We start from the raw sequence: 25,606 nt of genomic DNA on the forward strand, positions 1-25,606 counted from the left end.
TGGGTAAGGTTATAACGCATCCAAAAAAAGATACTTCTTTTTACATGTAAATTAGCTACATGTAAAAAGTTTGTTTTACTATTTTAGTATAGATTTGGCTATACTTTTTGCCGCTTCACGACCGTCATATGCTGCACTTACTACTAAATCGGCACCTCTATAACAGTCACCGCCGGCATATATTCCAGAAGTTGTCGTTTCATGGGTATCTTCGTTTATTATAATTCCACCCCACTTATTTGTATCAATACCGTTTTCTGCCAAAAAAGATGGTATTTCAGGGTCAAATCCTAAAGATAAGATAATTACGTCAGCATTAACTCTAAATTCACTACCCTTTATCTCTTCCATCTTTTGACGTCCGTTATTATCTTTTGCACCAAGAGTAGTTTTTATAACTTCAACTGCAATAGCATTGCCTTTATCATTTAAGATAATCTCTTTTGGAGAGACAAAAAATGTAAAATCGACACCCTCTTCCATAGCATTCTTATACTCTTTTTGACTCCCTGGCATATTATGTGCATCACGGCGATATAGACATGTTACACTTCTTGCGCCCTCTCTTTTAGCAGTTCTTAAACAGTCCATGGCAGTATCTCCACCGCCGATTACAACTACCTCTTTATCTTTAAAATCAAATTTTTTATCGTATGAAGTTTTAAAATTTTTCTTCTGAATGGCAGTTAAATAATCCATTGCATTATAAACATTAGCAGCTCTTTCACCGTTAATAGAGGCTTTTTTAGCTTTTGTAGCCCCGACGCCTATAAATATAGCATCATGCTTATCAGCTATCTCTTCAAAACTTATATCCTTGCCAACTTCACAGTTAAGCACAAGTTTCATACCTGCTTCTACAAGATACTTTACACGACGTTCTACTATCTTTTTATCTAATTTAAAATTTGGAATTCCATAAGTTAAAAGCCCACCTGCTCTATCACTTCTCTCATACATAGTTACAGCTATTCCTGAGCGTAAAAGATACGTTGCAGCAGAGAGTCCGGCAGGACCGCTACCTATAATAGCAACTTTTTTATCAGTAATTATTCCGGGAAATTCAGGTTTAAAACCTGCTTTAAATCCCTCTTCTGTAATATGTGTCTCAACAGAGCCGATTGTAATAGCTCCATGTCCGTCATTTAGGGTACAATCCCCTTCGCATAGTCTGTCATGAGGACAAACTCTACCCATTACTTCTGGAAACGGAGAGGGTTCGTTTGAAAGTTTAAACGCAAACTCCAAATCTTTTTCAGCTACAGCTTTTAACCATTGCGGAACATAATTATGAAGCGGGCATTTATTTAAACAAAACGGGTCTCCGCATTGGATACATCTCTCACTTTGAGTTGCTGCTTCATTGCGGTCAAAAACCTCATAAATTTCGCCAAAATCTTTTGTTCTCTCGACGACTAATCTTTTTCTGGCTTCTATTCTATCTATTGTTAAATACTCTCTCATGATTAATCTCCAATCTCTAAATTCATAGGCAGTTTAGTTAAGTTTTTAGGTTTTACTAACCAAAAACTTCTAACTTCTACTCTAAAATTATCAAGCAGTGCTTTTGCTTTTTTACTTCCTGTTTCAACAACATAATCTTTTAAAAGTTTTTTTAGATAGTGTCTTGCTTCATCCGTCTCATCCGTATCAATTCTTACTAACTCTACAAGTTCACGGTTTGCATTTTCGACAAATTTATGTTCTTCATCATAAACAAAGCTGATTCCACCTGTCATACCTGCACCGAAGTTAATCCCCGTTTTGCCTAAAATAACTACTACACCGCCTGTCATATATTCGCAAGCGTTGTCTCCTGTTCCCTCAACAACGGCTAATGCACCAGAGTTACGAACCGCAAATCTCTCGCCCACGCTTCCCGAAATATAAAGCTTACCGCCTGTTGCACCATAAAGACATGTGTTTCCTCCTGCAGCAAATTCTTCGCCCTCATTTACTGAAGTGATAATTATTTTACCGCCGTGCATACCTTTTCCAATATAATCGTTTGCAACACCGCTCAAATAAATTGATACTCCCGGAATTAAAAACGCACCAAGAGCTTGTCCTGAAATACCTGTTAAATTTATTCTAATTGTATCTGCACTTAAGCCTTTATTACCGTAGTATTCAGCAATTTCACCACTTATTAATGCTCCGAAACTTCTATGTATATTGCTTATTTCTCTACTGATTCTAGCAGGATGTTCAGGATGTTTTATAGAACTCATAACCTCACTTAAAACATCTTTTTCAAAAGCATTATCATCAAACGGATGATTAAATTTTTGCTGATGAGTATTAACACCTTGCTCTTGATGAAGAACAGATGAGAAATCAAATTTTTGAGCAAACTTATCATCAACAACTTTTAATATATCGCTTCTTCCTATCATCTCTTCCATAGTTTTAAAACCGAGTTCAGCCATAATAGAACGAATATCTTCAGCCAAAAGAGTAAAATAGTTAATAAGTTGGTTTACATGTCCTTTAAAAAACTCTTGACGAAGTTTTTCGTTTTGAGTTGCAATACCTACTGAACATTTATTTACATGACAAATACGAAGCATTTTACAACCTACGATAGTTAAAACACCTGTTCCAAATGCATAACTCTCAGCACCTAAAAGTGCCGCTTTAACTACATCAAGTCCACTTTTTAAACCGCCGTCTGCTTGAACTTCTACAAGCCCTCTTAAGTTATTTGCTTTAAGCGCATTATGCGCTTCACTAAGCCCAAGCTCCCAAGGATTTCCTGCAAACTTGATAGAAGTCAGAGGTGCAGCACCTGTACCGCCATCGCCACCAGAAATAATAATTTTATCTGCATACGCTTTTGCAACACCGGCTGCAATCGTACCAACTCCGATTGTAGAAACAAGTTTTACTGCAACTCTAGCTTTTGGATTTACCTGCTTAACGTCAAAAATAAGTTGTGCCAAATCCTCAATAGAGTAGATATCATGATGAGGAGGAGGAGAAATCAGAGTAACACCCGGTATCGTATAACGAAGTTTACCGATAAGAGCTGAAACTTTATGTCCTGGAAGCTGTCCGCCTTCACCTGGTTTTGCACCTTGAGCAACTTTAATCTGAATCTCTTCAGCCGAACGCAAATAAGCAGGCGTAACACCGAATCTTCCTGATGCCACTTGTTTTATCTTTGAGTTTCTATCAGTTCCGAAACGCTCGCTGTCTTCTCCACCTTCTCCAGAGTTTGACTGAGCGCCGATTCTATTCATTGCCATAGCAATAGTCTCATGAGCTTCCGGAGAGATTGAACCAAGACTCATTGCAGCAGAAGCAAATCTTTTAAATATCTCTTCTTTTGGTTCAACTTCGGAGATATCAATAGCTTTTCTGTCTGATTTTAATTCAAAGAAATCACGAATAAATTTCAATCCTCTTTTATTTACCAAATCTCTTAGTTTTTCATAATCTTTCTTACTTCCGCTTTCTGCCGTAGCATGTATAGCGTGGATGACTGCAGGACCGAAATCATGATGCTCTTGATCGCTATAAAACTTATAATATCCGCCGATATTTAGCGGGAAAATTTTATTAAACCCACTCTCGCTAAACGCTTCCGTATGATATTTTTTAAGTCTCTCATCAATATCGTTATAATCAAGTCCGCCAAGTGCAGAATTTGACATCTCAAAGCACTCTCTTACTATTTGATTACTAAGTCCCATAACGTCAAACAGACCCGCGTTTCTATACGATGCAATAGTAGATATACCCATTTTAGACATTATTTTTAAAATTCCGGCATTTAAAGAGCAATGAACAGCTTTTAAAGCTGCATTACAGTCAAGCGTTATCGCTTTAGACCTTTTCGTATGTTCTATTACCGTTTCTGCCAAAAGTTTAGGATGAATCGCATTTGCACCATAACCGATAAGTACAGCTGCGCTATGAGAATCATGCACTTCACATGTAACTGCAACCATAGATACAAGATGACGAATTTTAGCTTTTAAAAGTGCTATATTTAAACGTCCTATTGCCATAGCCATAGGCATAACTCTATTTTTTTGACTAAACTCATAATCATCTAAAATAACAATTCTGGTACCTTCATTTTTAACAGAATTAATAACATTTTCAACTAAGGAGTCTAATGCTTTTTTCAAATCTTGTTCATAAGCTGTCGAAAATGTTTTATTACGGTAAAAATCTTGATAACTAGGAGATTTTTTATCTCCGAAAGATTTTAATACTTTTAATTTTTCACTTGTTATTATTGGAGAAATTGATTTTAAACGATGCGCATGAAAAGGAACTTCATCAAGTATGTTGTGAACTTCTCCAAAGCCCGTATTTAAACTCATAACGACTTTCTCTCTAATCGGATCAATCGGCGGGTTTGTCACTTGAGCAAATTTTTGTTTAAAGAAATCACTAAATGCTCTTTGTTTGTTTGAAAATGCGGCAAGCGGAGTATCATCACCCATAGAGCCTACTGCCTCTTTTCCTTCAACAATCATAGGCTCGATAACTTGCTCTATAACTTCATGCGTTACGTTAAAATATCTCTGTCTGTTTATCAACTCTTGTTTATCATACTCAGAATCTGACATGTACTGTTCGCTTACATGTTCTTGCAGATATATCATATGCTCATTTAACCACTTCATATATGGGTTTGAACTTTTTAAATAATCGTTAATTTCACTGTTTTTAAATATTTTTCCAAATTTAAGGTCAAGCCCTAACATCTCTCCGGATTGAAGACGACCTCTTTCTTTAATATTCTCTTCAGGAATATCTGTAACACCGTATTCACTTGCAATCAAAAGAGTGTCATCTTTTGTAATTATATATTTTGAAGGACGAAGACCGTTTCTATCTAACACACATCCTACATATCTGCCATCAGTAACGGAAAATGCCGCCGGACCGTCCCAAGCTTCAAAAACCGTTGATTGGAACTCATAAAATGCACGAAGTTCAGGATCCATATGTGGAGCATTTTGCCAAGCAGCCGGGATAACTGCACGAACAGCTTTAAAGAAATCCATACCGTTTACGAGAAGAAATTCAAAAAAGTTATCGGCACTTGCGCTGTCTGATGATTTCAATTGTAAAATAGGAAGTATTCTTTGTATCTCTTCGTTAGTAAAAACTTCACTTTTTATTGATTCTGATTTTATTTCAACATTAAAACGATTTCCTTCTACGGAGTTTATTTCACCGTTGTGAGCAACTGAGCGAAACGGCTGTGCAAGTCTCCATTCCGGAAGCGTGTTTGTTGAAAATCTCTGATGAAAAAGTGAAAAAGATATTTTAAAACTCTCATCTTGCAAATCTTTATAAAACTCTTTAATATGGGTAGGCATAACAAGTCCTTTATATGAAAGAACTTTTGAACTCATTGATGCAATATAAAAATCTCTATCATTTACAAGTTTATGCTCACTCTCTTTACGAGAAAGGTATAAAAGTGCATCAAATCTGTTTGTAGCCATTATTGAGTTTGGAGTAATAAAAAGTTGAACCATATTAGGCAGTGACGCAAGAGCTTGTTCGCCTAGTGCATTTACATCAATAGGAACCGTTCTGCGAAATACAATTTTCAAGTCATTTGCTTCACAGATATTCTCTACTATATCTAAGTTTTTGATATCTTTTGTAAAAATAGAAGCTATTGCAAATTGTTTTGGTAATTCAATGCCCTCTTTAGTAGCTTCTTTGCGTAAAAATTCTTCAGGAAAAGATAAAAGCAATCCGCTTCCGTCTCCCGTTTTGCCATCAGCCGCTACTGCACCGCGGTGCATCATTCTTTCCAATGCAGTTATAGCATCATTTAAAATTTTATGAGACGCTCTATTTTTAATGTTTGCTACGAGACCAAAACCACAATTATCTTTGAATGATCTCAATAAGTCATGATATTCAACCATATTAACTCCTATATTTTACATTTTTTTGTAATTTTATTACAAATTTAATCTCTTTTTAAAGAAACTTAGCCTATTTAGAGACAAGAGTTGCATTATACAGTTTAAAGGTTTAAAAAATTATAATATCCAGATGATTTTCTAACAAAAAATAAAATATGAGTATAAAAGAAGCTAGACATGCAAGGTTTTATTCTAAATCTTAACAGAGTAAAAGATGAAGATTTGATAGTCACAATAGTATCAAGAGAGAGCTTAGATACTCTTTACAGATTCTATGGAGCAAGGCATAGCGTAATCAATCTTGGATTTAAAATTGATTATGAAAAGGAGAATTCGCCTAAATCAACTATATATAGATTAAAAGATGTAATTCATATTGGTTTTAAATGGATAAATGATTATAAACTTCTAAGAGTATGGCAGGATTTTACTACTCTATTTTATAAACATCTAAAAGATGCAGATGAATTAGATGCATTTTACTTTGAACTTTTAGAGAGTGCTTCAATAAACTGGAATAGGCAAAATCCAAAAAGAGTAGCCGTTGAATCATACATAAAATTATTAGAACATGAAGGAAGATTACATAATGAGTTTGAGTGTTTTTTATGTTCAAATAAAATAATTGAAGATGACGTTTCGCTTCTTCGTGCTTTTTTACCTGTTCACAAACAGTGTTCAAATACATTTAGTATAAAAAAAGATGCATTAGGAGAATTGCTTAAAAATAAATCTACCCTATTTTTAAGCAATGAAGAAGTAGATAGACTTTGGTATATTTTATTGGAAGGTCTGTGATATTTTACACACTATTTAACTTAAATTGTCCATAGAAAATACTATAAAACAACAATCTCACTTTAATCTTAAAAAATAAGAAAAAAAACATATTTTGAGACATTGTTATGATAAAATAACTATTATTTTAATTTTGGACGGTAACACATGTTAGCAACTGTAAAATCTCGCATTATAATTACAATTCTATTTTTTGGCGCTCTCGCAATAGTTTCTATGTATAGTTATATATCTTATACTTTTAATGATTTTTCAAATAAAACAGCAAAGCAGTCTCTGGAAATGTTGAGCCAATCTATATTTCAAACAGTTACTCAGAGTATGTTATCAGGTGACCCAAAAGTTGTTGAAGAGACACTAAGTAAGGCGAAAAATATCAACGGAATTGATTTACTTGACGTGTATAAATCTGAAATTGTATTAGAACTATATAAACAAGATGGTGAAACTTTTACAAATGACCCATTAATTAAAGAGATATTTGCTACAAAAAAATCAAGAACAATTGAAAAGAAAGATGCCGAGCACCACTCAATTCAACTTCTTAATCCTATGGTAGCCGAGAATACATGTTTATCCTGTCATGCTAATGCGAAAGTAGGCGATATACTGGGTGTTATGAATCTTGTTATCTCTCTTGATTCTAATGACAAAGAGATTGATAATACAAAAATGATTTTATTAATAACTCTAATTATAGTATTTGTAGCTTTTGCAATTATAATTAGTATGTTTTTTAAAAAAGAGGTTCTTGCACCTTTAGATGAACTTCGTGCTCGTATTCGTGCACTTGTTGACGGAGATAAAGATTTAACTAGACGAATTGAAATAGTACAAAAAAATGAGTTTGCAGAATCCGCATACGCAGTTAATGACTTTGTTGCTGCTATACAAAATACAATTAATGATGTAAAATCTCTTGGAAGTAGAAATGTTTTAATTGCAAATACAATTACAAAAGCGTCTTATTCTATTCATGAAAGCATAGAGAATGAAAGTATAATTGTCTCTGACACTACACATAAAAGTAAATCTATAAAAGATATTCTTGATAAATCTATAGAGATGGCTAGAGAAACACAGAAAAAAGTTTCACTGGCAAATGAAAATCTTGAGTCATCAAAAAAAGCGCTTGATGAACTGGTCAACGAAGTTGACTCGTTTATAGAGGTAGAAAACGATCTCTCAAGTCAACTGTCTCACTTAAAACAAGATGCAGATCAGGTAAAAAGTGTTTTACTTGTTATTAAAGATATAGCAGAACAGACTAATCTTCTTGCTCTTAATGCCGCTATTGAAGCTGCTCGTGCGGGAGAACACGGTCGCGGTTTTGCAGTCGTTGCAGATGAAGTACGTAAACTTGCAGAGAGAACGCAAAAATCGCTTTCAGAGATAGAGATTAGTGTAAGCACTATTGTTCAATCAATCAATGATGTTAGCGATAAAATGAATAATAATGCAAAAGGAATGGAAAAACTTACGGCTATATCTAAAGATGTTGAAGAAAAAATAAACGACACATCGTATGAAATGAGACACTCTATTGAAGTGGCAATACAGTCTGTCAATGATTCTGAGACTATTGTAAAACACACTGATGAAATCATAAGCAAAATTTCGGAAATTAACAATCTATCAACTTCAAACAAAGAGAGAGTACTTAGTATAGAAAATGATTCTAAAAGTCTGCTCGAAGTTGCGAACTCGCTTGATTCTAGTATAAATGAATTTAAAAGCTAAAAAAGTATTAAACTTTTTTAGCCACTAAAGAAGCGACTTTAATTCGCTCTCCTCTTAGATTTGTGTCTATCTTCTCTTCATAGTAAATTACATCAAGACCGATAAAAGAGTGTAAAAGCTCATTTTTACGTAAAAGATAATCTAAATTTGTAGTCGGAAGTTTAAAATCGCCATGAGCAACTATAAAAGTTTCAAACATTATAACACCGCCACTTTTTAGAGCATCTTTCATCTGAGATACCAATCTGCGATTTAAATAGTTTACATTAACTATTAAATCATACTTATTTGGAGTTAAGTTATATTTGTCTAAATCAGTGTCTATCTTATTTATAGTCGAACTTTTTTTTACTTTATTTAATGCATAATCTGATATATCAACGGCATCGACAATAAATCCCAAGTCAGCTAAATAGTGCGTATTTCTACCTGTTCCACAGGCAATATCTATTGCATGACCGACTTTTACATGTTGTATATATTTCTCAACCAATGGTGAAACACTCTGAGGCATTGGATTATCCAAATACCTCTCATTCCATCTCTGTTTATCTTCAATCATTAATCTTCTCCCACAAGTAAGCAAAGTTTATTTATTATATTCATACGATATATAGCTAATATTTTCATGAAAGTCTTCCTTTGTAGTCTTGATATCCAAACTCTTTTATAACATCAACAGTTTCATCCTCTCTTAGTATAACCAATGAGGGTAACTTTATACCGTTGAACGTCGTGTTTTTTACAAAAGTGTAGTGAATTTGATCTTCAAATATTACTTTATCGCCCACATGTAAAGGTTCTTCAAAAGAGTAATCACCCATTATATCTCCCGCTAGACATGTATTTCCGCCAAAACGGTATGTATATCTCTTCTCTCCTGCTTCACCGCTTCCTCGCACCATTGCACGATAAGGCATTGCAAGTGTATCAGGCATATGCGCTTCCGCGGAAGTGTCTAAAATTGCTATATCCATGCCGTTATGCACAATATCCAATACACTGCTTACCAAAGTTCCGGTTTGCCATCCAACTGCTTCACCGGGTTCTAAATATACATCAACATTATATTTTGCTTTAAACTCTTTAATTACACCGATAAGCTTCTCAACATCATAACCTTTTTTAGTTATATGGTGTCCGCCGCCAAAATTTATATACTTCATATTTTTAAAGTACTTTGAAAACTTTGCTTCAAATACCTCTAAAACATCCTCTAATGCGTCAACATCTTGTTCGCAAAGTGCATGAAAATTAAGCCCGTCTATATGCTCCAACACTCTCTCATCAAAATTTGCAAGAGTTGTTCCCAATCGGCTATAAAGTCCGCACGGATTATATATATCTTTTGGAGATGATGACTGCTCGGGATTTATTCTTAAAGAGAGACTTACATGTCTATTTATCTCTTTTACTCTTGTGGCATATTTAAAAAGCTGGTTTGGGGAGTTAAATACAATATGATCGGATATGCGCGCTATCTCATCAATATCCTCGTCTTTGTACGCAGGAGAGTAAGTATGAACTTCAAGATTTTTATTATCTTTTGCAAACTCTTCTCTAGCCAACAATGCTTCATGCAATCCGCTTGAAGTACACCCTTTTAAATACTGTTTTACTAGTGGAAATGTACTCCACATTGCAAAACCCTTTAGAGCTAAAATAATTTTCGCCCCGCTTTGTCTTTGTACATAATCCAACAATTCAAGATTTTTTCTTAAAAGTGATTCTTCACACATATAGTATGGTGTTTTTAATTGATTCATAATTTATCTACACTTATCTAATATTTTTTACTCTATCTTTTAAAATTTTACCGTATTGCTCTTTAACTCTATTTGCAACTCTCTTAAAATGTTCAACATCAAGCTCAATATCTTCTACCATTTCGCAAGCATCTTTAATGGAAGTATCTGTTAAAACATTTTTTAAATTTACTGCAGTTCTCACAATATCTAAAGAGTTTATATATGATTCTACCTTAGAAGAGTTGTCTGATTCAAAATCTAGTCCTTTTAATATCTCTACATAGAGTGGCTCTAAATTCCAATGTTCAAAAAGCAATCCTGTGAGATAGTATGTTGTTGTATCTAATAAACGATACTCAAACTCAGTACTATTGTTAGATTTTATATATCCTGAAGTAAACTCTTTTGAAAAATTACTTTGCATAACCTCTTTTGCCAAAATAAGCTTTCCAGTCTCCATTATTAGAGCCAGTGGAGATAAAAACTGGGCATGTCTAAGGTCTATTTTAGAGTACCACTGCATCATTAGAGTGCTTTGAAGATGACAAATATCATTAAATTTCTCATTATCAACGCCATATATATTTGTTTTTGCTTTTAACTGTTCTTGTATGGCATATTTTAAGACTAAGCCGTATATTTCATCAGTACCAAAAAGTGTTACGGCTTGCGAAATTGAAATAATTTTTCTTGAAAAGCCGTATATAGGTGCATTTATCATTTTTAAAATATTTGCGGCTAAAACGGCATCTCCTTCTATGACTCTAACAAGTTTTATAATATCAATATTTTTAGCACCGCGACTATAGAGCTTTTGTATCATAAATGCCGTATTTGACAACGGAGGCAATGACTCTAAATTTGATATTATATGCTTAAAAGTCATCTGTAAACTCTATACTTCTAACTCTTTTATCTGCCAAGGAAGCCCACTAGTGTTCATCTCATCCATAAACGGGTCTGGATTCATCTGCTCCATGTTGAAAACTCCAACACCGTTCCAAATACCTTTTAACATAAGTTTTGCACCAATCATAGCAGGAACTCCTGTCGTATATGAAACACCTTGAGAGTTTGTCTCAGCGAAACACTCTTCATGATTTTTTACTTGATAGATGTAAATCTTTCTCTTTTTGCCGTCTTTTATACCTTCAGCTACAATACCGATATTTGTTTTTCCTTTTGTACGAGGTCCAAGAGACGCAGGATCTGGAAGAAGTGTTTTTAAAAATTCCATAGGAACAATCTTCATCCCTTTATGTTCAACAGGCTCAATTCCAAGCATACCTACATTTTCTAAGCACTTCATATGAGTAAGATAACTCTGTCCAAATGTCATAAAAAATCTAATTCTCTTTAGTCCTTTTATGTGCTTTACAAGTGATTCCATCTCTTCATGATAAAGCAAATAACTATCTTTTGGACCGACTTCAGGATAGTCCCAAACTTGCATAATTTCCATCGGTTCAGTCTCTATCCATCTGCCCTCTTCCCAATAACGACCCTTTGAAGATACTTCTCTTAAGTTAATTTCCGGATTAAAGTTTGTAGCAAAAGCATAACCGTGATCACCGGCATTACAGTCAAGTATATCTATAGTATGTATTTCATCAAAGTAGTGTTTTTGGGCATATGCACAAAATACATTTGTAGCCCCAGGGTCAAATCCGCTTCCTAAAAGCCCCATAATCCCTGCTTCTTTAAATTTTGCATCTCTTGCCCATTGAAGTTTATATTCAAATTTAGCTTCATCTGGATGTTCATAATTTGCAGTATCAAGATATGGTGTTTTTGTAGCAATACATGCATCCATAATTGTCAAATCCTGATAAGGAAGAGCAACGTTTATAACAATACTAGGCTTACATGTATTGATGAGTTTTACAAGTTCTTCTGTACTATCGGCATCTACTGAAGCAACCTCAATATCCGCATTTGGCAACTCGTCTTTTATATCTTGACACTTTTTAAGCGTTCTACTAGCCAGTACTATCTTGCCAAAAACATCTGCATTTTGTACGCATTTATATACAACCACACGGCTTACTCCGCCTGCACCAATAATTAATGTTGTTCTCAAAATTTATATCCTTTAATTTACTAACCTTATTTTAGCATTTTTTTGCTTTTTTTTAATTACAATAATTAGCCAAAAGTGCCTCTTTAACTAGGTTGTAGCTCTCTTGTCCTTTTAATTTTTTTACAATTTGCAGTGCAAAACATATGGCAGTTGCCGGTCCACGCGATGTCATTACATTGCCATCCTCAACAACCATTGCTTTATCTCCAAAGAAACCATCCTCTCTTATCTGCTCTTCGATTGAAGGATAACATGTATAATTATGCTTTAGTACTCCGGCTTTATGAAGCGCAAGCGGTGCCGCACAAATTGCACCTATGCTTTTATTTTTTTTATCCATAACTTTAAGAATATTTTGCACATTTTTATCATCACACAGAGCAAGAGTTCCACCCCATCCACCCGGTAAAACTATCATATCAAGTCCATCGATATCTACATCTTTTATCTCTATATCACTAAGAACTGTAATACCATGAGCACCTTTAACGCCGGCCTTATTATCCAAAGAGGCAATATAAACTTTTATTTCCGCTCTTCTTAAAACATCGATTATATTAATCGCTTCTATCTCTTCAAACCCATTTGCCAGAGGTATTAAAACTTTGCTCATTGCTATCTCCTAATATTTTTTATCTTTTTATTCTATACTTTTTTGGTTACTTTTACAAGCAAAGTACTTTACTACTATCAACTGCTCTTTACTTTTTTTTAGTATAATCACTAAATTTTTTAAGAATAAAGAGACAATCTCATGATAAATTATCAAAGTATAAAACCTTGGTTATATAAACTAGAGCCGGAAAGTGCTCACTATGTTGCTGAATGTGTATTGAGACTGCCTAATATTTGTCAAATACCTTTTAATCCGTTTTTAGAATCTCACTTTATTACAAACGATATACTGACTCAAGAGCTTTTTGGGCGTACATTTTTCAACCCTGTAGGTCTTGGCGCCGGATTTGATAAAAATGCAACCATGATTCGCGGTATGCAGATTTTAGGATTTGGTTTTACCGAAATCGGAACAGTTACACCAAAACCTCAAGAGGGAAATCCTAAACCTAGAATGTTTAGACATGTAGAAGAGGAGAGTCTTCAAAATGCCATGGGATTCAATAACGAAGGACTATTAAAAGTTCAAAAAAGATTAAAAACAAGATTTCCTTTTACTACTCCTATTGGAGTAAATATAGGAAAAAATAAACTAACTCCGGAGAGTGAAGCTATAAATGATTATACGACACTTATAAAAGCACTTCATTCTCTCGGTGATTATCTAGTTATAAATATCTCTTCGCCAAATACTCCCGGTCTGCGAGATTTGCAAAATGAGGAGTTTATTACAAGACTTTTTGCCGAAGCTAAAGCCATTACACAAAAACCTATTTTACTAAAAATTGCACCTGACATGTCAATTGAAGATGCTGTTGCACTCACTACTATGGCGGTTGATAAAGGTGCTGATGGAATAATAGCTACAAATACGACAATAGACTACTCTCTTGTAAAAAATCCAAAAAATATAGGCGGTCTTAGCGGAGCAGTTTTAAAGAAAAAAAGCTTTGAAATATTTGATGCAATAGCATCAGAACTTTACGGCAAAACAACACTTATCTCCGTTGGCGGTATAGATTCTGCGGAAGAGGCTTATAAACGCATAAAAGCCGGAGCTTCACTTGTACAAATATACAGCGGACTTATATTTCACGGGTTTGACATGATTAAAAATATAAATATAAGACTCACCGAACTTATAAAAGCTGACGGATATACAAATATTACAGAGGCTATAGGAAGTGATAGAAAATGAAAATTTTCTTAATCCTTACTCTAATTTTAGGAACTTTAATGGCATCTTCACTACCAAAATATGAAACAAAAACTCTAAAAAACGGACTGCAAATTGTTGTTATTCCTCTCAAAAATAGTACAAATGTAATTAGTACTGATATTTTCTATAAGGTGGGAAGCAGAAACGAAGTTATGGGTAAAACCGGCATTGCCCACATGTTAGAACACATGAACTTTAAATCTACAAAAAACTTAGATGCAGGCGAGTTTGATAAAGAGGTAAAAAGCATAGGCGGTGTAAACAACGCATCAACTAGCTTTGACTATACGCACTACTATATTAAATCAAGTACACAAAATCTTGGAAAATCATTAGAACTATATGCAGAACTTATGAAAAACCTCAAACTAAAAGATGAAGAGTTTCAACCGGAACGCGATGTTGTTGCCGAAGAAAGAAGATGGAGAACTGAAAATTCTCCTATGGGCTATTTATATTTTGCCTTATTTAATAATGCATATGTATATCATCCATACCATTGGACTCCGATAGGATTTATGAACGATATCAAAACTTGGACATTAAAAGATATAAAAGATTTTCACAAAACGTACTATCAACCAAACAATGCAATTCTTATGGTAACCGGCGATGTTGAGGCAGAAGAAGTTTTTAAAAAAGCCGACAAAGAATTTTCAAAGATTAAAAACAGAGCAAAAATTCCTGAATTTAAGTTTATAGAACCTGAGCAAAACGGTGCTAAGAGAGTAGTGATTCATAAAGAGAGCGAAGTTGAGATGCTAGCTATAACTTTTCATATTCCTGATTTTAAAGACAAAGATCAACTTACACTAAACGTAATTTCAGAAATACTATTTTCAGGTAAAAGCTCAAGATTATACAAAGAGTTAATAGAGAAAAAACGTCTTGTAAACACTATTTATGCATATAATATGGAAAATATAGACCCCGGTCTTTTTATATTTTTAGCAACATGTAATCCAGGTGTAAAAGCTGAAGATGTAGAAAAAGAGCTAGTAAAAGAGATTGAGCTTATAAAAAATAAAAAAGTAGATGAGAAAGAGATAGAGAAGGTAAAAATAAATACAAAAGCTGATTTTATCTATTCCTTAGAGAGTTCAACATCTGTTGCGGAACTTTTTGGAAGTTATCTTGTTAGAGGTGACTTGACACCTCTTTTGAATTATGAAGAAAACATACAAAAGATAACAGTAGATATGATTCAAGAAGCTGCAAACAAATATTTTAACTTTGATAAATCTACGACACTAATTTTAAAAAAGTAGAGATAAATTTGTTTAAGGTTATTGAGTATATAATCTTTGTAGGCGAATTGCAATATCAAATATTGCAAATCTAATCACTCGTACTATAAGGAGTTTAAGATGATAAAAAGTCCATTAATAATATCTGCTTTGGCAGCTGCAATGCTTCTATTTACAGGTTTATCAGCGGCTGATGAAACACAAGCTAAAGAGAGTGTTTACGGAAGTCAGCTTATGACACAAAAAGAGAGAACTGAGTACCGCTCTAAGATGCGTGATGCAAAATCTGCAGAAGAACGAGAAAAAATTCGTGCAGAGCATCATGAACAGATGAAGGTTAGAGCTAAGGAAAAGGGTGTAACAATTCCAGATGAACCGCCTGCAAGAGGAATGGGTCAAGGACAAGGACAAGGAATGGGACCTGGCAACGGTAGAGGTCGCAATAATTAATTAACATATAGCTCGTTCCAATCATTACGGATTTGGAATGAGTTTTCCCACTAATATTCGTACAAAATAAAATGTTCGTTCCCTCTCCTTTTAATACTTTTTTGATATAATTGCACATTAATTTAATAAGGCTATATAGATGAATATCGTAACCGGTTCAACCACTGCATTAATAACTCCTTTTAAAAATAAAAAACTTGATGAACAAACTTATGCAGACTTAATAAAAAGACAAATTAACAACGGTATAAATGCTGTATGCCCCGTAGGAACAACCGGTGAGAGCGCAATGCTTACATATGATGAAGATAGAAGATGTATAGAAATTGCAGTTGAAGTATGTAAAGGCACAAATACTAAAGTTCTAGCAGGTGCCGGAAGTAACTCAACGGCAGAAGCGATAGAAGCTGCAAAAACTGCTCAAAAGTGTGGTGTAGATGCTATATTTTCTGTTGCTCCGTACTATGTAAAACCATCTCAAGAGGGACTTTATCAACATTATAAAGCAATCGCAGAATCGGTAAGTGAGCTTCCTTTTATGCTCTACAATGTTCCAGGACGCACGGTTGTTGATATAAGTGCAGATACCGTTATAAGACTTTTTGACGATGTTAAAAATATTTATGGTATCAAAGAGGCAACAGGTAGTTTAGAGAGAACTATTGAACTGCTATCACGCAGACCTGAGCTTAAAGTATTTAGCGGTGATGATGCAATTGACTACCCTATACTTGCAAACGGCGGAGCGGGAATTACCTCGGTTACATCAAATCTGATTCCTGATTTAAAAAGTGAATTAGTAAAAAAAGCATTAAGCGGAGATTTTGCAGGTTCAAAAGCTATTAATGACATGTTATTTCCTATAAATAAAGCTCTGTTTTTAGAGTCAAATCCGATTATGATAAAAGCTGCAATGTATATTGCAGGACTTATTGATACATTGGAATACAGACTTCCTCTTGTTGCTCCAAGTGTGGAAAATATGAAAAAGCTAGAAACAGTTATGAAAAACTATGAAATCAAAGGATTATAATATGCAAGGTAAAACTCTATTTGTAAGCGGCGGAACTCGTGGAATCGGCAAAGCTATCGTATATGCTTTTGCGCAAAAAGGGTGTAATGTGGCATTTACCTATGCAACAAAAGCAGATACTGCAAATGAGATTATTGCTGATGTAGAAGCTAAATACGGTGTTAAAGCACGTGCCTATAACTTGGATATTTTAGAACCGGATACTTATAAAGACGTATATAAACTTTTTGATGAAGATTTTGATAGACTTGATTTTTTTATATCAAATGCAATTATCTCAGGTCGCGCCGTTGTCGGAGGATTCGGTCCTTTTATGAGACTAAAACCAAAAGGTTTAAACAACATTTATACTGCTACTGTTGATGCGTTTGTAGTGGGCGCTCAAGAAGCGGCAAAAAGGATGGAGCAAACAGGTGGCGGAAGTATAATTAGTATGAGTTCGACAGGAAATCTTGTATATACGCCAAACTATGCAGGACACGGTACAAATAAAGCGGCAGTTGAAGCTATGGTTAGATATGCCGCGGCTGAGCTTGGCGAAAAAAACATACGAGTAAACGCTGTAAGCGGCGGTCCTATCGACACTGACGCACTAAAAGCATTTCCAAACTATGAAGAGGTAAAGAGCGAAGTTGTGAGACGTTCTCCTCTTTCTCGTATGGGTGAAGCTAACGATTTAACGGGTGCATGTCTATTTCTTTGCGGAAATGAATCATCATGGCTTACAGGTCAAACTATCGTAATTGACGGCGGAACTACTTTTCAATAACCCCTCTTTTTTTTAAATATTTTTCAATTTTTTTTGAAAAATATTTACTGATATGATGATATCATCTGCTCTATGAAAAACATAGAAAAATTAATAGAGCCTCTCAATCTTATCTACTATGAGTACGACAAAGTTAGTAACTCTTTTGTGCTTGATAGAAACTACTCTAATGAGCATATCTTTGAAGAACTAATAAAAATAACCTACATGTTAAGTAAGCATAATATAACTTTTTTTGTAGATGAGCAAAAGTCATTAGTCTTAAATGCGAAAGATACTATTTTGCTTAAGATAAAAAGATATCTAAACTTATTTATACAAAATATTAAAAACAATAATTTAAACATATATATACTAAGCGATAAAAAGGTAAAGTGGGCAAAAAATATACCTGTTTTTAAAATTGAGACCATTAAAAGTAATGTTGATTTTTCTTCCTATGACGCTTTAATTTTTACATCTAAAAATGCCGTATCTTCACTAAATAGTTTTGATAAAACATGGAAGAAAAAACCTCTTTATGTTATAGCCCCTCAAACTGCAAAAATAGCAAGCGACCTTGGTGGAAAAGTAAAATTTGTAGGCAAAGAAAAACATGGCAACGAGTTTGCGAAAGAGTTAATAACTCCTTTAAAAAACAAAAAAGTTCTCTATGTAAGAGGTTCAAAGATAGTTTCAGATTTAGTTGATACGCTAAATTCAAACGATGTATTATGTGATGAATTAATCGTATATCAAACTACATGTATAAACCTAAAAAATAAAATAAAACTCCCAAAAAACTCTATAATTATATTTTCTTCTCCATCCACAATAGAGTGTTTTTTACAAAACATGACTTGGGATGAGAGTTATAAAGCGATATCGATAGGACATACGACTGAAAAGTATTTTCCTAGTTATATAAAACCGCATATCTCAGAAACTACATCGCTTGATTCATGTGTAAAAAAAGCTCTTGAATTAATAAATTAAACAAAAAAAGGATTCTTCAATGAAATTAAACAAAACAACATCTGCTTTACTATCATATACTATATTATTTGCTACTGTTGCGGCAGCAAAGCCAAATCTTCCGCCTCCAGTTGAGGATTTTGTTAAACTTGAAAAAATGGCAGGTCCTGCGGGAGCATTTACGGTAAAAGAGAACTTTCCTAAAGATTATTTTTTGATACCAAAAAATCTGCCTTACCTAGTCGGGTTATCTCTTTATGACCCGTCAAGCTCAACACTAAACTTATCTAAAGAACAGATAGATTCTATTTTAAAGATTAAACAGGAGTTAACTTCAAAAGCTGCAAAAAAAGCACTTGTTATTAAAAAACTTGAACTTGACATGATGCAAAAAATATCTTTACAATATAAAAGCCCAAAAGTAACAGAGTTCTATCCAACTGTTGATGAAATAGCAAAACTAAAAGCGGAACTGACTAAAATTCACTTAGATTGCATTGAAAAGGTAAAAGCAGTACTCACAAAAGAACAATACGAAGAACTGCTGGAATACGGCGTGGTAAATATGTTTTAAAATCGATATACCGCCTATTGGCAATATATCGATTACTCTATTTTATTTCTATTTTTTTTGCTTTTTTTGACTCTGTTTTTTCAAGAGTTATATATAATCTGCCATTTTCATATTTTGCATCTACATTCTCTTTGTTAATGTTATCAGATATTGCAAAACTTCTAGAAATCATTCCGAAACTTGACTCACAAAGATAATAATCATCCTCTTTTGTCTCATTTTTATATTTTCTTTGAGCTGTTATAGTCAAATAACCGTCTTCTAATTTTATATCAATATCCTCTTTTTTAACACCCGGCAAATCAACCTCTATGCTAAAAGTATCATCCGAATGTTTTGCAAGATTTGCAAAAGGCAGATGCCTTGCAACATTATCAAAAGTATCTTTTACTACATCCAAACCCTTTTCAACTTTCTCTTCCACTTTATCCATAAGCTTTTTTGAGCTTTTTACTATATCCATAATTGGCTCCTGTTATTTAATTTCTATTTTTTTAGCAGAATTTTTAATAACTTGAAGTTTTGGAATTACTACCTCAAGTACACCGTCTTGGCTTGCCGCTCTTATATTTTCCGTATCTATGTTTTCAGGCAGAGTAAAACTTCTTTGAAACTTTCCGTAGCTGCTCTCTACTCTGTAATAATCCTCTTCTTTGACCTCTTTTTTTGTTTCTCTCTTTCCTGATACCGTAAGAGTATTATTTTCAACACTTATGTTTATATCCTCTTTTTTAACACCGGGTAAATCTACATCCACATGATAAGCATCTTTGCCCTCTCTCGTATTTACGGCAGGTTTAAAATCAGACAAAGGGCTATCCCCTCTCTCCTCTTCTAGTGAATTTAAAAGATCATTAAAAAAATCAATGCCTCTTCTTCTTTTATAAGACTCTACCGGATTAAAATATCTCGAAATTAACATTGCAAACTCCTCATAAAATTTATTAACTTAAATCTATACGTTTAAGTTGAAAAATTATATTAAATTATAAAAATAAATTATGCTACTTATGTAGCATTTTTGTAGTTTTTTCAAGAAGTTTTTCAAGATTTACGACTGTAATATTTTTTCTGCTTGTTTTAATTATTTTTTCATATTTCAGCTGCTTTATTGCCCTCTCAAGTACATGCCTTACCGTTCCTAAAAGTTTTGATATCTCGCTGTTTGATAAATTTTCTAATAACATGTATTTAAAATGATTGTTTGGATTTATGCTATCAACAAGCAAATGTATCAATCTCTCTTTTACATCATATAAAGAGAGTTCAATCGCCAACTCTTCAGTATATCTCATTTTTGACGCCAAATACGGAAAAAAAATATTTTTGAAAGTGTTACTGTTTTCTATCCAATCCCTTACCTTTTGCATCGGTACACGCAGAACTTTGCTATCTTGCAAAACTTCATATATTACTTCATGCGGTTTTTTATCTAAAAGAGATATAACATCAAACATATCTCCTCTTTTATATATAAAGATAGTCTGCTCTTTTGAATTTTCAAAATTTATCTGATATGTTTTTATCTTTCCGTCTAAAATTATATAAAAATGATTTAACAGATTATCTCCATCAAACGGAGATGAACCTTTTGAATACTCTAATATTTTTGAGTAGTGGTAAAACTCGTCTTTAAACTCATTATCCACATTTTTAAGCAGTTCAATTTCATAATAATTTGTTTTCATACAGATTGTCCATTACATGTAGAATAGAATAAATTATTAAAAGAGTAGCAATTTAAGCTACTCTTTTTTACTCTCTTTAAAAAATTTGCTAAATTCCGTCGGGAAAGGAAAAACAAGAGTATTTGTTTTATCGTTAGAAATATCACTCATTGTTTGAAGATATCTAAGCTGTATTGCCAACTCATTTTGACTAAGTTTTTGAGCGGCAAGAAGTATATTTTCGCTTGCTTCGACCTCTCCTTTTGCATTTATGACTTTAGCACGGCGTTCTCTCTCTGCTTCAGCCTGTTTTGCAATAGCACGAATCATGCTCTCATCAAGGTCTATGTGCTTGATTTCTACATTTGATATCTTAATACCCCACGCATCGGTCTGCTTATCCAAAATCTCCTGAATATCACGGTTTAGACGTTCTCTCTCCGCCAACATCTCATCTAACTCATGTCCACCAAGAACGGAACGAAGAGTTGTTTGTGCTAATTGACTTGTTGCACTGTTAAAATCTTCAACCTGAATAATCGCTTTTTCGGGGTCTATCACACGGTAATACACAACGGCATTTACATGTACAGATACATTGTCATGAGAAATAACGTCCTGAGTAGGAACATCAAGAACTATGGTACGCAAATCTACTCTTACCATCTGCTGAACAAACGGAATCAAGATTATAAGTCCAGGCCCTTTAATACCTGTAAAACGTCCAAGCGTAAAAACAACACCTCTTTGATACTCACGTAAAATGCGAATAGCAGCTGCCAAAAAAGCGATTACAAAAAAAACTATATAAACGCTTGTTACATATACATCAAAAAACATTTTCTACTCCTTAATTGGTTTAACACTTAGTATAAGACCTGAAATTTTCTCAACCTCAACTCTATCACCGACTTTTAATTCACTTTTACTAACGGCACTCCAAATTTCACCGTGACAATGGACAAAATAGCCATTATCAAGTACATCAGTTACCTCAGCATTTGTACCTATCATCTCCTCAACTCCTGAAACCACTTTTGCTCTTCTTGAACTTAAAAACAATCTCATAACAAATACAAAAAAAGATAAACTAATTAGACTAAAAGCTATAACCAGAGGAAGAGAAACTGCACTGCCGATAATATTTGCATCAAATAACAAGACTGAACCAAAAGCAAAAGCCACAACCCCTCCTATACCTAAAACTCCAAAACCAGTCACAAAAACCTCTGCAACCATAAAAGCAATTCCAAGTAAAATCAGTAACAGTCCAGCATAATTAAAAGGTATCATATCAAGTGCATAAAGTGCAATCACTCCAGATATAGCCCCTATGACTCCCGGAAAAATTGAGCCAGGATTCATAAGCTCAAAGAATATACCGTATATCGCTATAAGTATAAGAATATATGCGATATTTGGGTTTGTTATAACAGATAAAAATTTGCTCTTCCAATTTGCCTCAAAATTCAATATAAAAGCATCTTTGGTTTTTAGTGTAATACTTTTGTCTGCAACTACTACAATTCTGCCATCAAGCTTATTTAAAAGCTCTTTTGTATCTTGTGCCATCATATCAATTACACCGTATTTTAGAGCATCTTCTGCCGAGAGGCTTTTTGACTCTTCTACGGCAGAGAGTGCCCATGATATATTTCTATCATTCATCTGTGCCAAACTTTTAATATATGCTACCGAATCATTGATTACTTTTTTCTCTAGTGTAGTTGCAGAAGTACCGTTTAAATCATCAGATTTTGGCATAGGCATAAGACTGACAGGAGTGGCTGCACCAAGGTTAGTTCCGGGAGACATAGCGGCTATATGAGAAGCATACAAAAGATAGGTTCCTGCACTTGCCGCTCTTGCACCTTTTGGAGAGACATAAGTGACAACAGGTATGGAGCTGTTTGTAATGTTTTGAATCATTTCACGCATGGATGAAGATAGTCCGCCGGGCGTATCAAGTTCAATAAGTACTGCATGTGCATTTTGAGATTTTGCAAAAGACATACCCTCTTTTAGATACTCACTGCTTGCAGGACCGATAGCACCTTTTATATCCAGCTTTACTACGCTACTAGCATTGCCAGAAAGTGATAAAAATAATAAAAAAAGTAAAATCGTTAAACGCATCATAATCAACCGCCTCGCTAGTTAAAATATGCCATATACAACAAATGGTAGCTAAGAAATGATTACAATGTCAAGGAACTGTATTAATTCACAACGGTTGTCGTATGTGTTAATCATAAGCTTGTTGTCTGTGTTTAAAATCAACAACAGCAATAATCAGCTTATCATCTTCGATAAGATAAAAAAGTCTATAATTTCCAATCCTATATCTATAATAACCTTCAAGATTATCTTTTAACTTTTTAATGTTTGTTCCATAAAAAGGATTTTCTCTAAGTTGAGGATAAACAAAGTTTTTAATTTTCAAATAGAGTTTTTTATCTATCTTTTTTTTAACTTTTTCAAAAGTTTTAGTTTCTGCAATTTGATACTTAGACAATGGTGTAATCACCATTTTTAAAATCATTCAAGCCGTCCATTAGGTTTTTAACTAGTTCTTTGTCATTCATTATTTCAGCCATTTCATCATTCTCTACAAATTGCGATGATGTTAGATACTGCAATGTTGCAAACTCTATGAAGTTTGAAATATTTCTTTTTTGACCTTCAGCTGCAAGTTTTATCATATCGTAAATTGAATCATCTACTCTCATGGTTACTGTTTTCATAATATATCCTTTGAATATTTATTAACACTATTGTATTCAAATTTATTCATCTTGTCAATTTGGCATGTTTCATATAATGGCAGTACTGAGAGAAACTCAGAGATAAGTATAAGAAAGCGTAGCTTTCGTTAGACTTATCGGAAGAGTGAAGAGAGTGTTCGCTCCAGCGACTTGTTATCCGAAGGCGAGGGTAGCAAGAACTCGCTCCACTGATTTGTTAGGTTTAAACATAATAGTCTGGTGATTCATCAACATCAACTTCTATCCCAGAAGATATATTTGCTATATCTAAGCTATCTATTTCAATCTCTTTCAAAGTTGAATCTTCAATTTCATAGATAAATTCTATCTCAACAGTAAAAGTTTTATCTATGTATTCAATTCTCTCAACTGTATCAAAAACATATAATTTTCCATCTTCTTTGTCATAAATACTACTATTAATGTAGTCTGGTCCTGAAGCGTGAATTTCAAATTCAATATCAATATCAAACATTGTAAGACATCCGTCATCTTTTATATTAATTATATTTGGATTAATTGTCCCTATACCAGTTATGTGAAAATCATTAATTTCTGAATCTTCCCAAGTTGAATTATTATATATTTCTGTATCTTTTAAAATAGATTCAATTTTTTCTTTAATCTGTGAATCATGCTCAGATATATACTCTTTTATCTTAATAGTGATATTTTCATCATGTTGATTATATAAATCAAGTACCTTTTCTAGTGATTCAACTGAAATCATTTGAGTGTCTGTTTTACAAAACTCATTCATATCTGGATCATCAGAAACAACATAAATTTTTTCATCAGTATCAAGATGGCTTTTTAATGATAATAAAGATATGGCATCTGGAAATTCTTTTTTTTTCTTTTCGCTAAAAGGAGGCGATTGATTAAAGTACAATTCTAATAAATCCTCTGCATTAATCTCACTTGAGTCAACTATTGTAGTAGAACATTCTTTCAAAAAGTTATCAAATGAAATATTTGCTTGTTCATAAATAACATCATGATTAATATCATCGAAGACTGAACAATTAAAATTTTGATTTATTGCAGTTAGAATATGCCTTTTTCTTTTAAAGTCTTTTATGATACCTAAAGCAACGGTAGTAGAATCTTTGATTTTACCATATACTTCTTGTCGGACAACACTTGTTGTAAAATTTATTAGTTTATCTTGTTTACATAAGTCTCTAAAACTTGATAAGGCGGGATAGTCAAAGTCTAGCCCTTTTTGGATATAGTATTGGGTGTCAATAAATACTTTTTTTGATTCTAACATTATAATATCCTTACTCTATTATATATATTACCTACTGTAAACCTATGATTTGTTAGACATTAAACTTAAAATCTTCATAAGATATACCTTTTGTATTGCAAGTCTCTTTTAAAATATCTCTAAATTTATGATATTGTTTTAATGCATTATGATTTTTTCTAATTTCTTTATAATTTCTTAATTGTTCATAAGGTGTACCAAAATAAACTTTAGTAATTTTTCCTATTTTTACTTTGTTGTTTGCTAAATCATTGGTAGATAAATATCTATATTCATCTTCATAATCCCATTCTTTTGATTTATTTGTAAGTATTTCTTCCATTGTGTTTAAATTATCATTTGTATCATAGTTTATTTCTTTTATATTAGAACTATCTTCTACATTTATTTCAATAGCAACTCCTCTTCCAGTATTTGCATAATGCCCCCACATTAATTCGCTGTTTAAGGCTTTTACTCCAGAGAAAGAACAAATTTTATATTTTTGTTTTTCTAAAAAAGTTATATTAGTATTATCCCTATTATTAATATAGACTCCCTCATTCATGTCATTAAATCCTAAAAAATCATTACAATAAAATCCATTTTCAATAATATCAATTATCCTACCATAGTCTTTTTTGTTTTGTAGTGATCTGAATTTGTACAAGGTCATATCATATTCCTTTTATATATGTCTAACGGCAGTGCTGAGCGAAACTCAGAGATAAGTATAAGAAAGCGTAGCTTTCGTTGGACTTATCGGAAGAGTGAAGAGAGTGTTCGCTC

Annotated in this window: 25 protein-coding genes; 9 read left to right on the forward strand and 16 right to left on the reverse strand. The window is 33.4% G+C overall.

Annotation, left to right across the window (positions count from 1 at the left end):
• Positions 1-78 precede the first annotated feature (78 nt).
• Both A2530_RS11280 and gltB read right to left on the reverse strand, forming a co-directional pair.
• Positions 79-1,464, reverse strand: a complete 1,386-nt coding sequence (locus tag A2530_RS11280) for a glutamate synthase subunit beta (protein WP_294885279.1) — start codon at positions 1,462-1,464, stop codon at positions 79-81.
• Positions 1,465-1,466: 2 nt separating this feature from the next.
• Entirely contained in the window at positions 1,467-5,906 is a 4,440-nt protein-coding gene (gene gltB, locus A2530_RS11285) for a glutamate synthase large subunit (protein WP_294885278.1), read from the reverse strand.
• Positions 5,907-6,083: 177 nt separating this feature from the next.
• Here gltB and recO point away from each other — a divergent pair, with 177 nt between their 5' ends.
• Both recO and A2530_RS11295 read left to right on the forward strand, forming a co-directional pair.
• Positions 6,084-6,704 carry a recombination protein RecO gene (gene recO, locus A2530_RS11290; RefSeq protein ID WP_294885277.1) on the forward strand — a complete coding sequence of 207 codons (621 nt, stop codon included), beginning with the start codon at positions 6,084-6,086 and terminating at the stop codon, positions 6,702-6,704.
• A 147-nt stretch (positions 6,705-6,851) separates the two neighbouring features.
• On the forward strand, positions 6,852-8,444 hold the full coding sequence (locus A2530_RS11295; RefSeq protein ID WP_294885276.1) for a methyl-accepting chemotaxis protein: 1,593 nt from the start codon (positions 6,852-6,854) through the stop codon (positions 8,442-8,444).
• Positions 8,445-8,451: 7 nt separating this feature from the next.
• On the opposite strand, the gene A2530_RS11300 is transcribed toward A2530_RS11295, so the two are convergent.
• The 5 genes from A2530_RS11300 to A2530_RS11320 all read right to left on the reverse strand — a co-directional run bounded on the left by A2530_RS11300 (position 8,452) and on the right by A2530_RS11320 (position 12,885).
• Positions 8,452-9,006: a methyltransferase domain-containing protein gene (locus A2530_RS11300; protein WP_294885275.1), complete on the reverse strand. Its 555-nt coding sequence runs from the start codon at positions 9,004-9,006 to the stop codon at positions 8,452-8,454.
• A gap of 64 nt (positions 9,007-9,070) precedes the next feature.
• On the reverse strand, positions 9,071-10,210 hold the full coding sequence (gene nspC / locus A2530_RS11305) for a carboxynorspermidine decarboxylase (protein WP_294885274.1): 1,140 nt from the start codon (positions 10,208-10,210) through the stop codon (positions 9,071-9,073).
• A 13-nt stretch (positions 10,211-10,223) separates the two neighbouring features.
• Positions 10,224-11,078 carry an HDOD domain-containing protein gene (locus A2530_RS11310; RefSeq protein ID WP_294885273.1) on the reverse strand — a complete coding sequence of 285 codons (855 nt, stop codon included), beginning with the start codon at positions 11,076-11,078 and terminating at the stop codon, positions 10,224-10,226.
• Positions 11,079-11,087: 9 nt separating this feature from the next.
• The gene (locus tag A2530_RS11315; protein ID WP_294885272.1) at positions 11,088-12,272 is read right to left on the reverse strand and encodes a saccharopine dehydrogenase family protein; all 1,185 of its coding nucleotides are present in this window, start codon (positions 12,270-12,272) and stop codon (positions 11,088-11,090) included.
• Between the two features lie 52 nt (positions 12,273-12,324).
• Entirely contained in the window at positions 12,325-12,885 is a 561-nt protein-coding gene (locus A2530_RS11320; RefSeq protein ID WP_294885271.1) for a DJ-1 family glyoxalase III, read from the reverse strand.
• 141 nt (positions 12,886-13,026) lie between these two features.
• Between A2530_RS11320 and A2530_RS11325 the strand changes: the two genes are divergently transcribed.
• The 7 genes from A2530_RS11325 (at position 13,027) to A2530_RS11355 (ending at position 19,133) form a co-directional block, all read left to right on the forward strand.
• Positions 13,027-14,085, forward strand: a complete 1,059-nt coding sequence (locus A2530_RS11325; RefSeq protein ID WP_294885270.1) for a quinone-dependent dihydroorotate dehydrogenase — start codon at positions 13,027-13,029, stop codon at positions 14,083-14,085.
• 38 nt (positions 14,086-14,123) lie between these two features.
• On the forward strand, positions 14,124-15,374 hold the full coding sequence (locus A2530_RS11330; protein ID WP_294885269.1) for a pitrilysin family protein: 1,251 nt from the start codon (positions 14,124-14,126) through the stop codon (positions 15,372-15,374).
• Positions 15,375-15,473: 99 nt separating this feature from the next.
• Positions 15,474-15,803, forward strand: coding sequence for a hypothetical protein (locus A2530_RS11335; RefSeq protein ID WP_294885268.1), 330 nt, complete (start codon positions 15,474-15,476; stop codon positions 15,801-15,803).
• A gap of 139 nt (positions 15,804-15,942) precedes the next feature.
• Positions 15,943-16,836 (forward strand): 4-hydroxy-tetrahydrodipicolinate synthase, encoded by an 894-nt coding sequence (dapA, locus tag A2530_RS11340; RefSeq protein WP_294885267.1) that lies wholly within the window; start codon positions 15,943-15,945, stop codon positions 16,834-16,836.
• 1 nt (position 16,837) lies between these two features.
• Positions 16,838-17,605, forward strand: coding sequence for an enoyl-ACP reductase (locus A2530_RS11345; protein WP_294885266.1), 768 nt, complete (start codon positions 16,838-16,840; stop codon positions 17,603-17,605).
• Positions 17,606-17,677: 72 nt separating this feature from the next.
• The gene (locus tag A2530_RS11350) at positions 17,678-18,580 is read left to right on the forward strand and encodes a uroporphyrinogen-III synthase (RefSeq protein WP_294885265.1); all 903 of its coding nucleotides are present in this window, start codon (positions 17,678-17,680) and stop codon (positions 18,578-18,580) included.
• 19 nt (positions 18,581-18,599) lie between these two features.
• A complete protein-coding gene (locus A2530_RS11355) occupies positions 18,600-19,133 on the forward strand; it encodes a hypothetical protein (RefSeq protein WP_294885264.1) in 534 nt (177 codons plus the stop codon).
• Positions 19,134-19,170: 37 nt separating this feature from the next.
• Here the strand turns inward: A2530_RS11355 and A2530_RS11360 are convergent, their stop codons facing one another.
• The 9 genes from A2530_RS11360 to A2530_RS11400 form a co-directional block, all read right to left on the reverse strand.
• On the reverse strand, positions 19,171-19,596 hold the full coding sequence (locus A2530_RS11360) for an Hsp20/alpha crystallin family protein (RefSeq protein WP_294885263.1): 426 nt from the start codon (positions 19,594-19,596) through the stop codon (positions 19,171-19,173).
• Between the two features lie 12 nt (positions 19,597-19,608).
• Entirely contained in the window at positions 19,609-20,055 is a 447-nt protein-coding gene (locus A2530_RS11365; RefSeq protein ID WP_294885262.1) for an Hsp20/alpha crystallin family protein, read from the reverse strand.
• Between the two features lie 82 nt (positions 20,056-20,137).
• A complete protein-coding gene (locus A2530_RS11370) occupies positions 20,138-20,821 on the reverse strand; it encodes a Crp/Fnr family transcriptional regulator (RefSeq protein WP_294885261.1) in 684 nt (227 codons plus the stop codon).
• Between the two features lie 57 nt (positions 20,822-20,878).
• Positions 20,879-21,640: a slipin family protein gene (locus A2530_RS11375; RefSeq protein ID WP_294885260.1), complete on the reverse strand. Its 762-nt coding sequence runs from the start codon at positions 21,638-21,640 to the stop codon at positions 20,879-20,881.
• Positions 21,641-21,643: 3 nt separating this feature from the next.
• Positions 21,644-22,939: a nodulation protein NfeD gene (locus A2530_RS11380; protein WP_294885259.1), complete on the reverse strand. Its 1,296-nt coding sequence runs from the start codon at positions 22,937-22,939 to the stop codon at positions 21,644-21,646.
• Positions 22,940-23,045: 106 nt separating this feature from the next.
• Positions 23,046-23,342: a type II toxin-antitoxin system RelE/ParE family toxin gene (locus A2530_RS11385; RefSeq protein WP_294885258.1), complete on the reverse strand. Its 297-nt coding sequence runs from the start codon at positions 23,340-23,342 to the stop codon at positions 23,046-23,048.
• Positions 23,308-23,544 carry a CopG family transcriptional regulator gene (locus tag A2530_RS11390; protein WP_294885257.1) on the reverse strand — a complete coding sequence of 79 codons (237 nt, stop codon included), beginning with the start codon at positions 23,542-23,544 and terminating at the stop codon, positions 23,308-23,310. The genes A2530_RS11385 and A2530_RS11390 overlap by 35 nt, the downstream gene beginning before the upstream one ends.
• Before the next feature lie 223 nt (positions 23,545-23,767).
• Complete coding sequence (locus A2530_RS11395; RefSeq protein ID WP_294885256.1) at positions 23,768-24,838, reverse strand: PIN domain-containing protein; 1,071 nt, start codon at positions 24,836-24,838, stop codon at positions 23,768-23,770.
• Positions 24,839-24,890: 52 nt separating this feature from the next.
• The gene (locus A2530_RS11400) at positions 24,891-25,493 is read right to left on the reverse strand and encodes a DUF2971 domain-containing protein (RefSeq protein ID WP_294885255.1); all 603 of its coding nucleotides are present in this window, start codon (positions 25,491-25,493) and stop codon (positions 24,891-24,893) included.
• Positions 25,494-25,606: the final 113 nt, after the last annotated feature.

Source organism: Sulfurimonas sp. RIFOXYD2_FULL_34_21, from assembly GCF_001830805.1.
Classification (GTDB): domain Bacteria; phylum Campylobacterota; class Campylobacteria; order Campylobacterales; family Sulfurimonadaceae; genus Sulfurimonas.

What these genes read in the sequence shown, in the direction of transcription:
- A2530_RS11280 (WP_294885279.1), bottom strand. Translation starts at nt 1,464, where the DNA reads ATGAGAGAGTATTTAACAATAGATAGAATAGAAGCCAGAAAAAGATTA.
- gltB (WP_294885278.1), bottom strand. Translation starts at nt 5,906, where the DNA reads ATGGTTGAATATCATGACTTATTGAGATCATTCAAAGATAATTGTGGT.
- recO (WP_294885277.1), top strand. Translation starts at nt 6,084, where the DNA reads ATGCAAGGTTTTATTCTAAATCTTAACAGAGTAAAAGATGAAGATTTG.
- A2530_RS11295 (WP_294885276.1), top strand. Translation starts at nt 6,852, where the DNA reads ATGTTAGCAACTGTAAAATCTCGCATTATAATTACAATTCTATTTTTT.
- A2530_RS11300 (WP_294885275.1), bottom strand. Translation starts at nt 9,006, where the DNA reads ATGATTGAAGATAAACAGAGATGGAATGAGAGGTATTTGGATAATCCA.
- nspC (WP_294885274.1), bottom strand. Translation starts at nt 10,210, where the DNA reads ATGAATCAATTAAAAACACCATACTATATGTGTGAAGAATCACTTTTA.
- A2530_RS11310 (WP_294885273.1), bottom strand. Translation starts at nt 11,078, where the DNA reads ATGACTTTTAAGCATATAATATCAAATTTAGAGTCATTGCCTCCGTTG.
- A2530_RS11320 (WP_294885271.1), bottom strand. Translation starts at nt 12,885, where the DNA reads ATGAGCAAAGTTTTAATACCTCTGGCAAATGGGTTTGAAGAGATAGAA.
- A2530_RS11325 (WP_294885270.1), top strand. Translation starts at nt 13,027, where the DNA reads ATGATAAATTATCAAAGTATAAAACCTTGGTTATATAAACTAGAGCCG.
- A2530_RS11330 (WP_294885269.1), top strand. Translation starts at nt 14,124, where the DNA reads ATGGCATCTTCACTACCAAAATATGAAACAAAAACTCTAAAAAACGGA.
- A2530_RS11335 (WP_294885268.1), top strand. Translation starts at nt 15,474, where the DNA reads ATGATAAAAAGTCCATTAATAATATCTGCTTTGGCAGCTGCAATGCTT.
- dapA (WP_294885267.1), top strand. Translation starts at nt 15,943, where the DNA reads ATGAATATCGTAACCGGTTCAACCACTGCATTAATAACTCCTTTTAAA.
- A2530_RS11345 (WP_294885266.1), top strand. Translation starts at nt 16,838, where the DNA reads ATGCAAGGTAAAACTCTATTTGTAAGCGGCGGAACTCGTGGAATCGGC.
- A2530_RS11350 (WP_294885265.1), top strand. Translation starts at nt 17,678, where the DNA reads ATGAAAAACATAGAAAAATTAATAGAGCCTCTCAATCTTATCTACTAT.
- A2530_RS11355 (WP_294885264.1), top strand. Translation starts at nt 18,600, where the DNA reads ATGAAATTAAACAAAACAACATCTGCTTTACTATCATATACTATATTA.
- A2530_RS11360 (WP_294885263.1), bottom strand. Translation starts at nt 19,596, where the DNA reads ATGGATATAGTAAAAAGCTCAAAAAAGCTTATGGATAAAGTGGAAGAG.
- A2530_RS11365 (WP_294885262.1), bottom strand. Translation starts at nt 20,055, where the DNA reads ATGTTAATTTCGAGATATTTTAATCCGGTAGAGTCTTATAAAAGAAGA.
- A2530_RS11370 (WP_294885261.1), bottom strand. Translation starts at nt 20,821, where the DNA reads ATGAAAACAAATTATTATGAAATTGAACTGCTTAAAAATGTGGATAAT.
- A2530_RS11375 (WP_294885260.1), bottom strand. Translation starts at nt 21,640, where the DNA reads ATGTTTTTTGATGTATATGTAACAAGCGTTTATATAGTTTTTTTTGTA.
- A2530_RS11380 (WP_294885259.1), bottom strand. Translation starts at nt 22,939, where the DNA reads ATGATGCGTTTAACGATTTTACTTTTTTTATTATTTTTATCACTTTCT.
- A2530_RS11385 (WP_294885258.1), bottom strand. Translation starts at nt 23,342, where the DNA reads ATGATTTTAAAAATGGTGATTACACCATTGTCTAAGTATCAAATTGCA.
- A2530_RS11390 (WP_294885257.1), bottom strand. Translation starts at nt 23,544, where the DNA reads ATGAAAACAGTAACCATGAGAGTAGATGATTCAATTTACGATATGATA.
- A2530_RS11395 (WP_294885256.1), bottom strand. Translation starts at nt 24,838, where the DNA reads ATGTTAGAATCAAAAAAAGTATTTATTGACACCCAATACTATATCCAA.
- A2530_RS11400 (WP_294885255.1), bottom strand. Translation starts at nt 25,493, where the DNA reads ATGACCTTGTACAAATTCAGATCACTACAAAACAAAAAAGACTATGGT.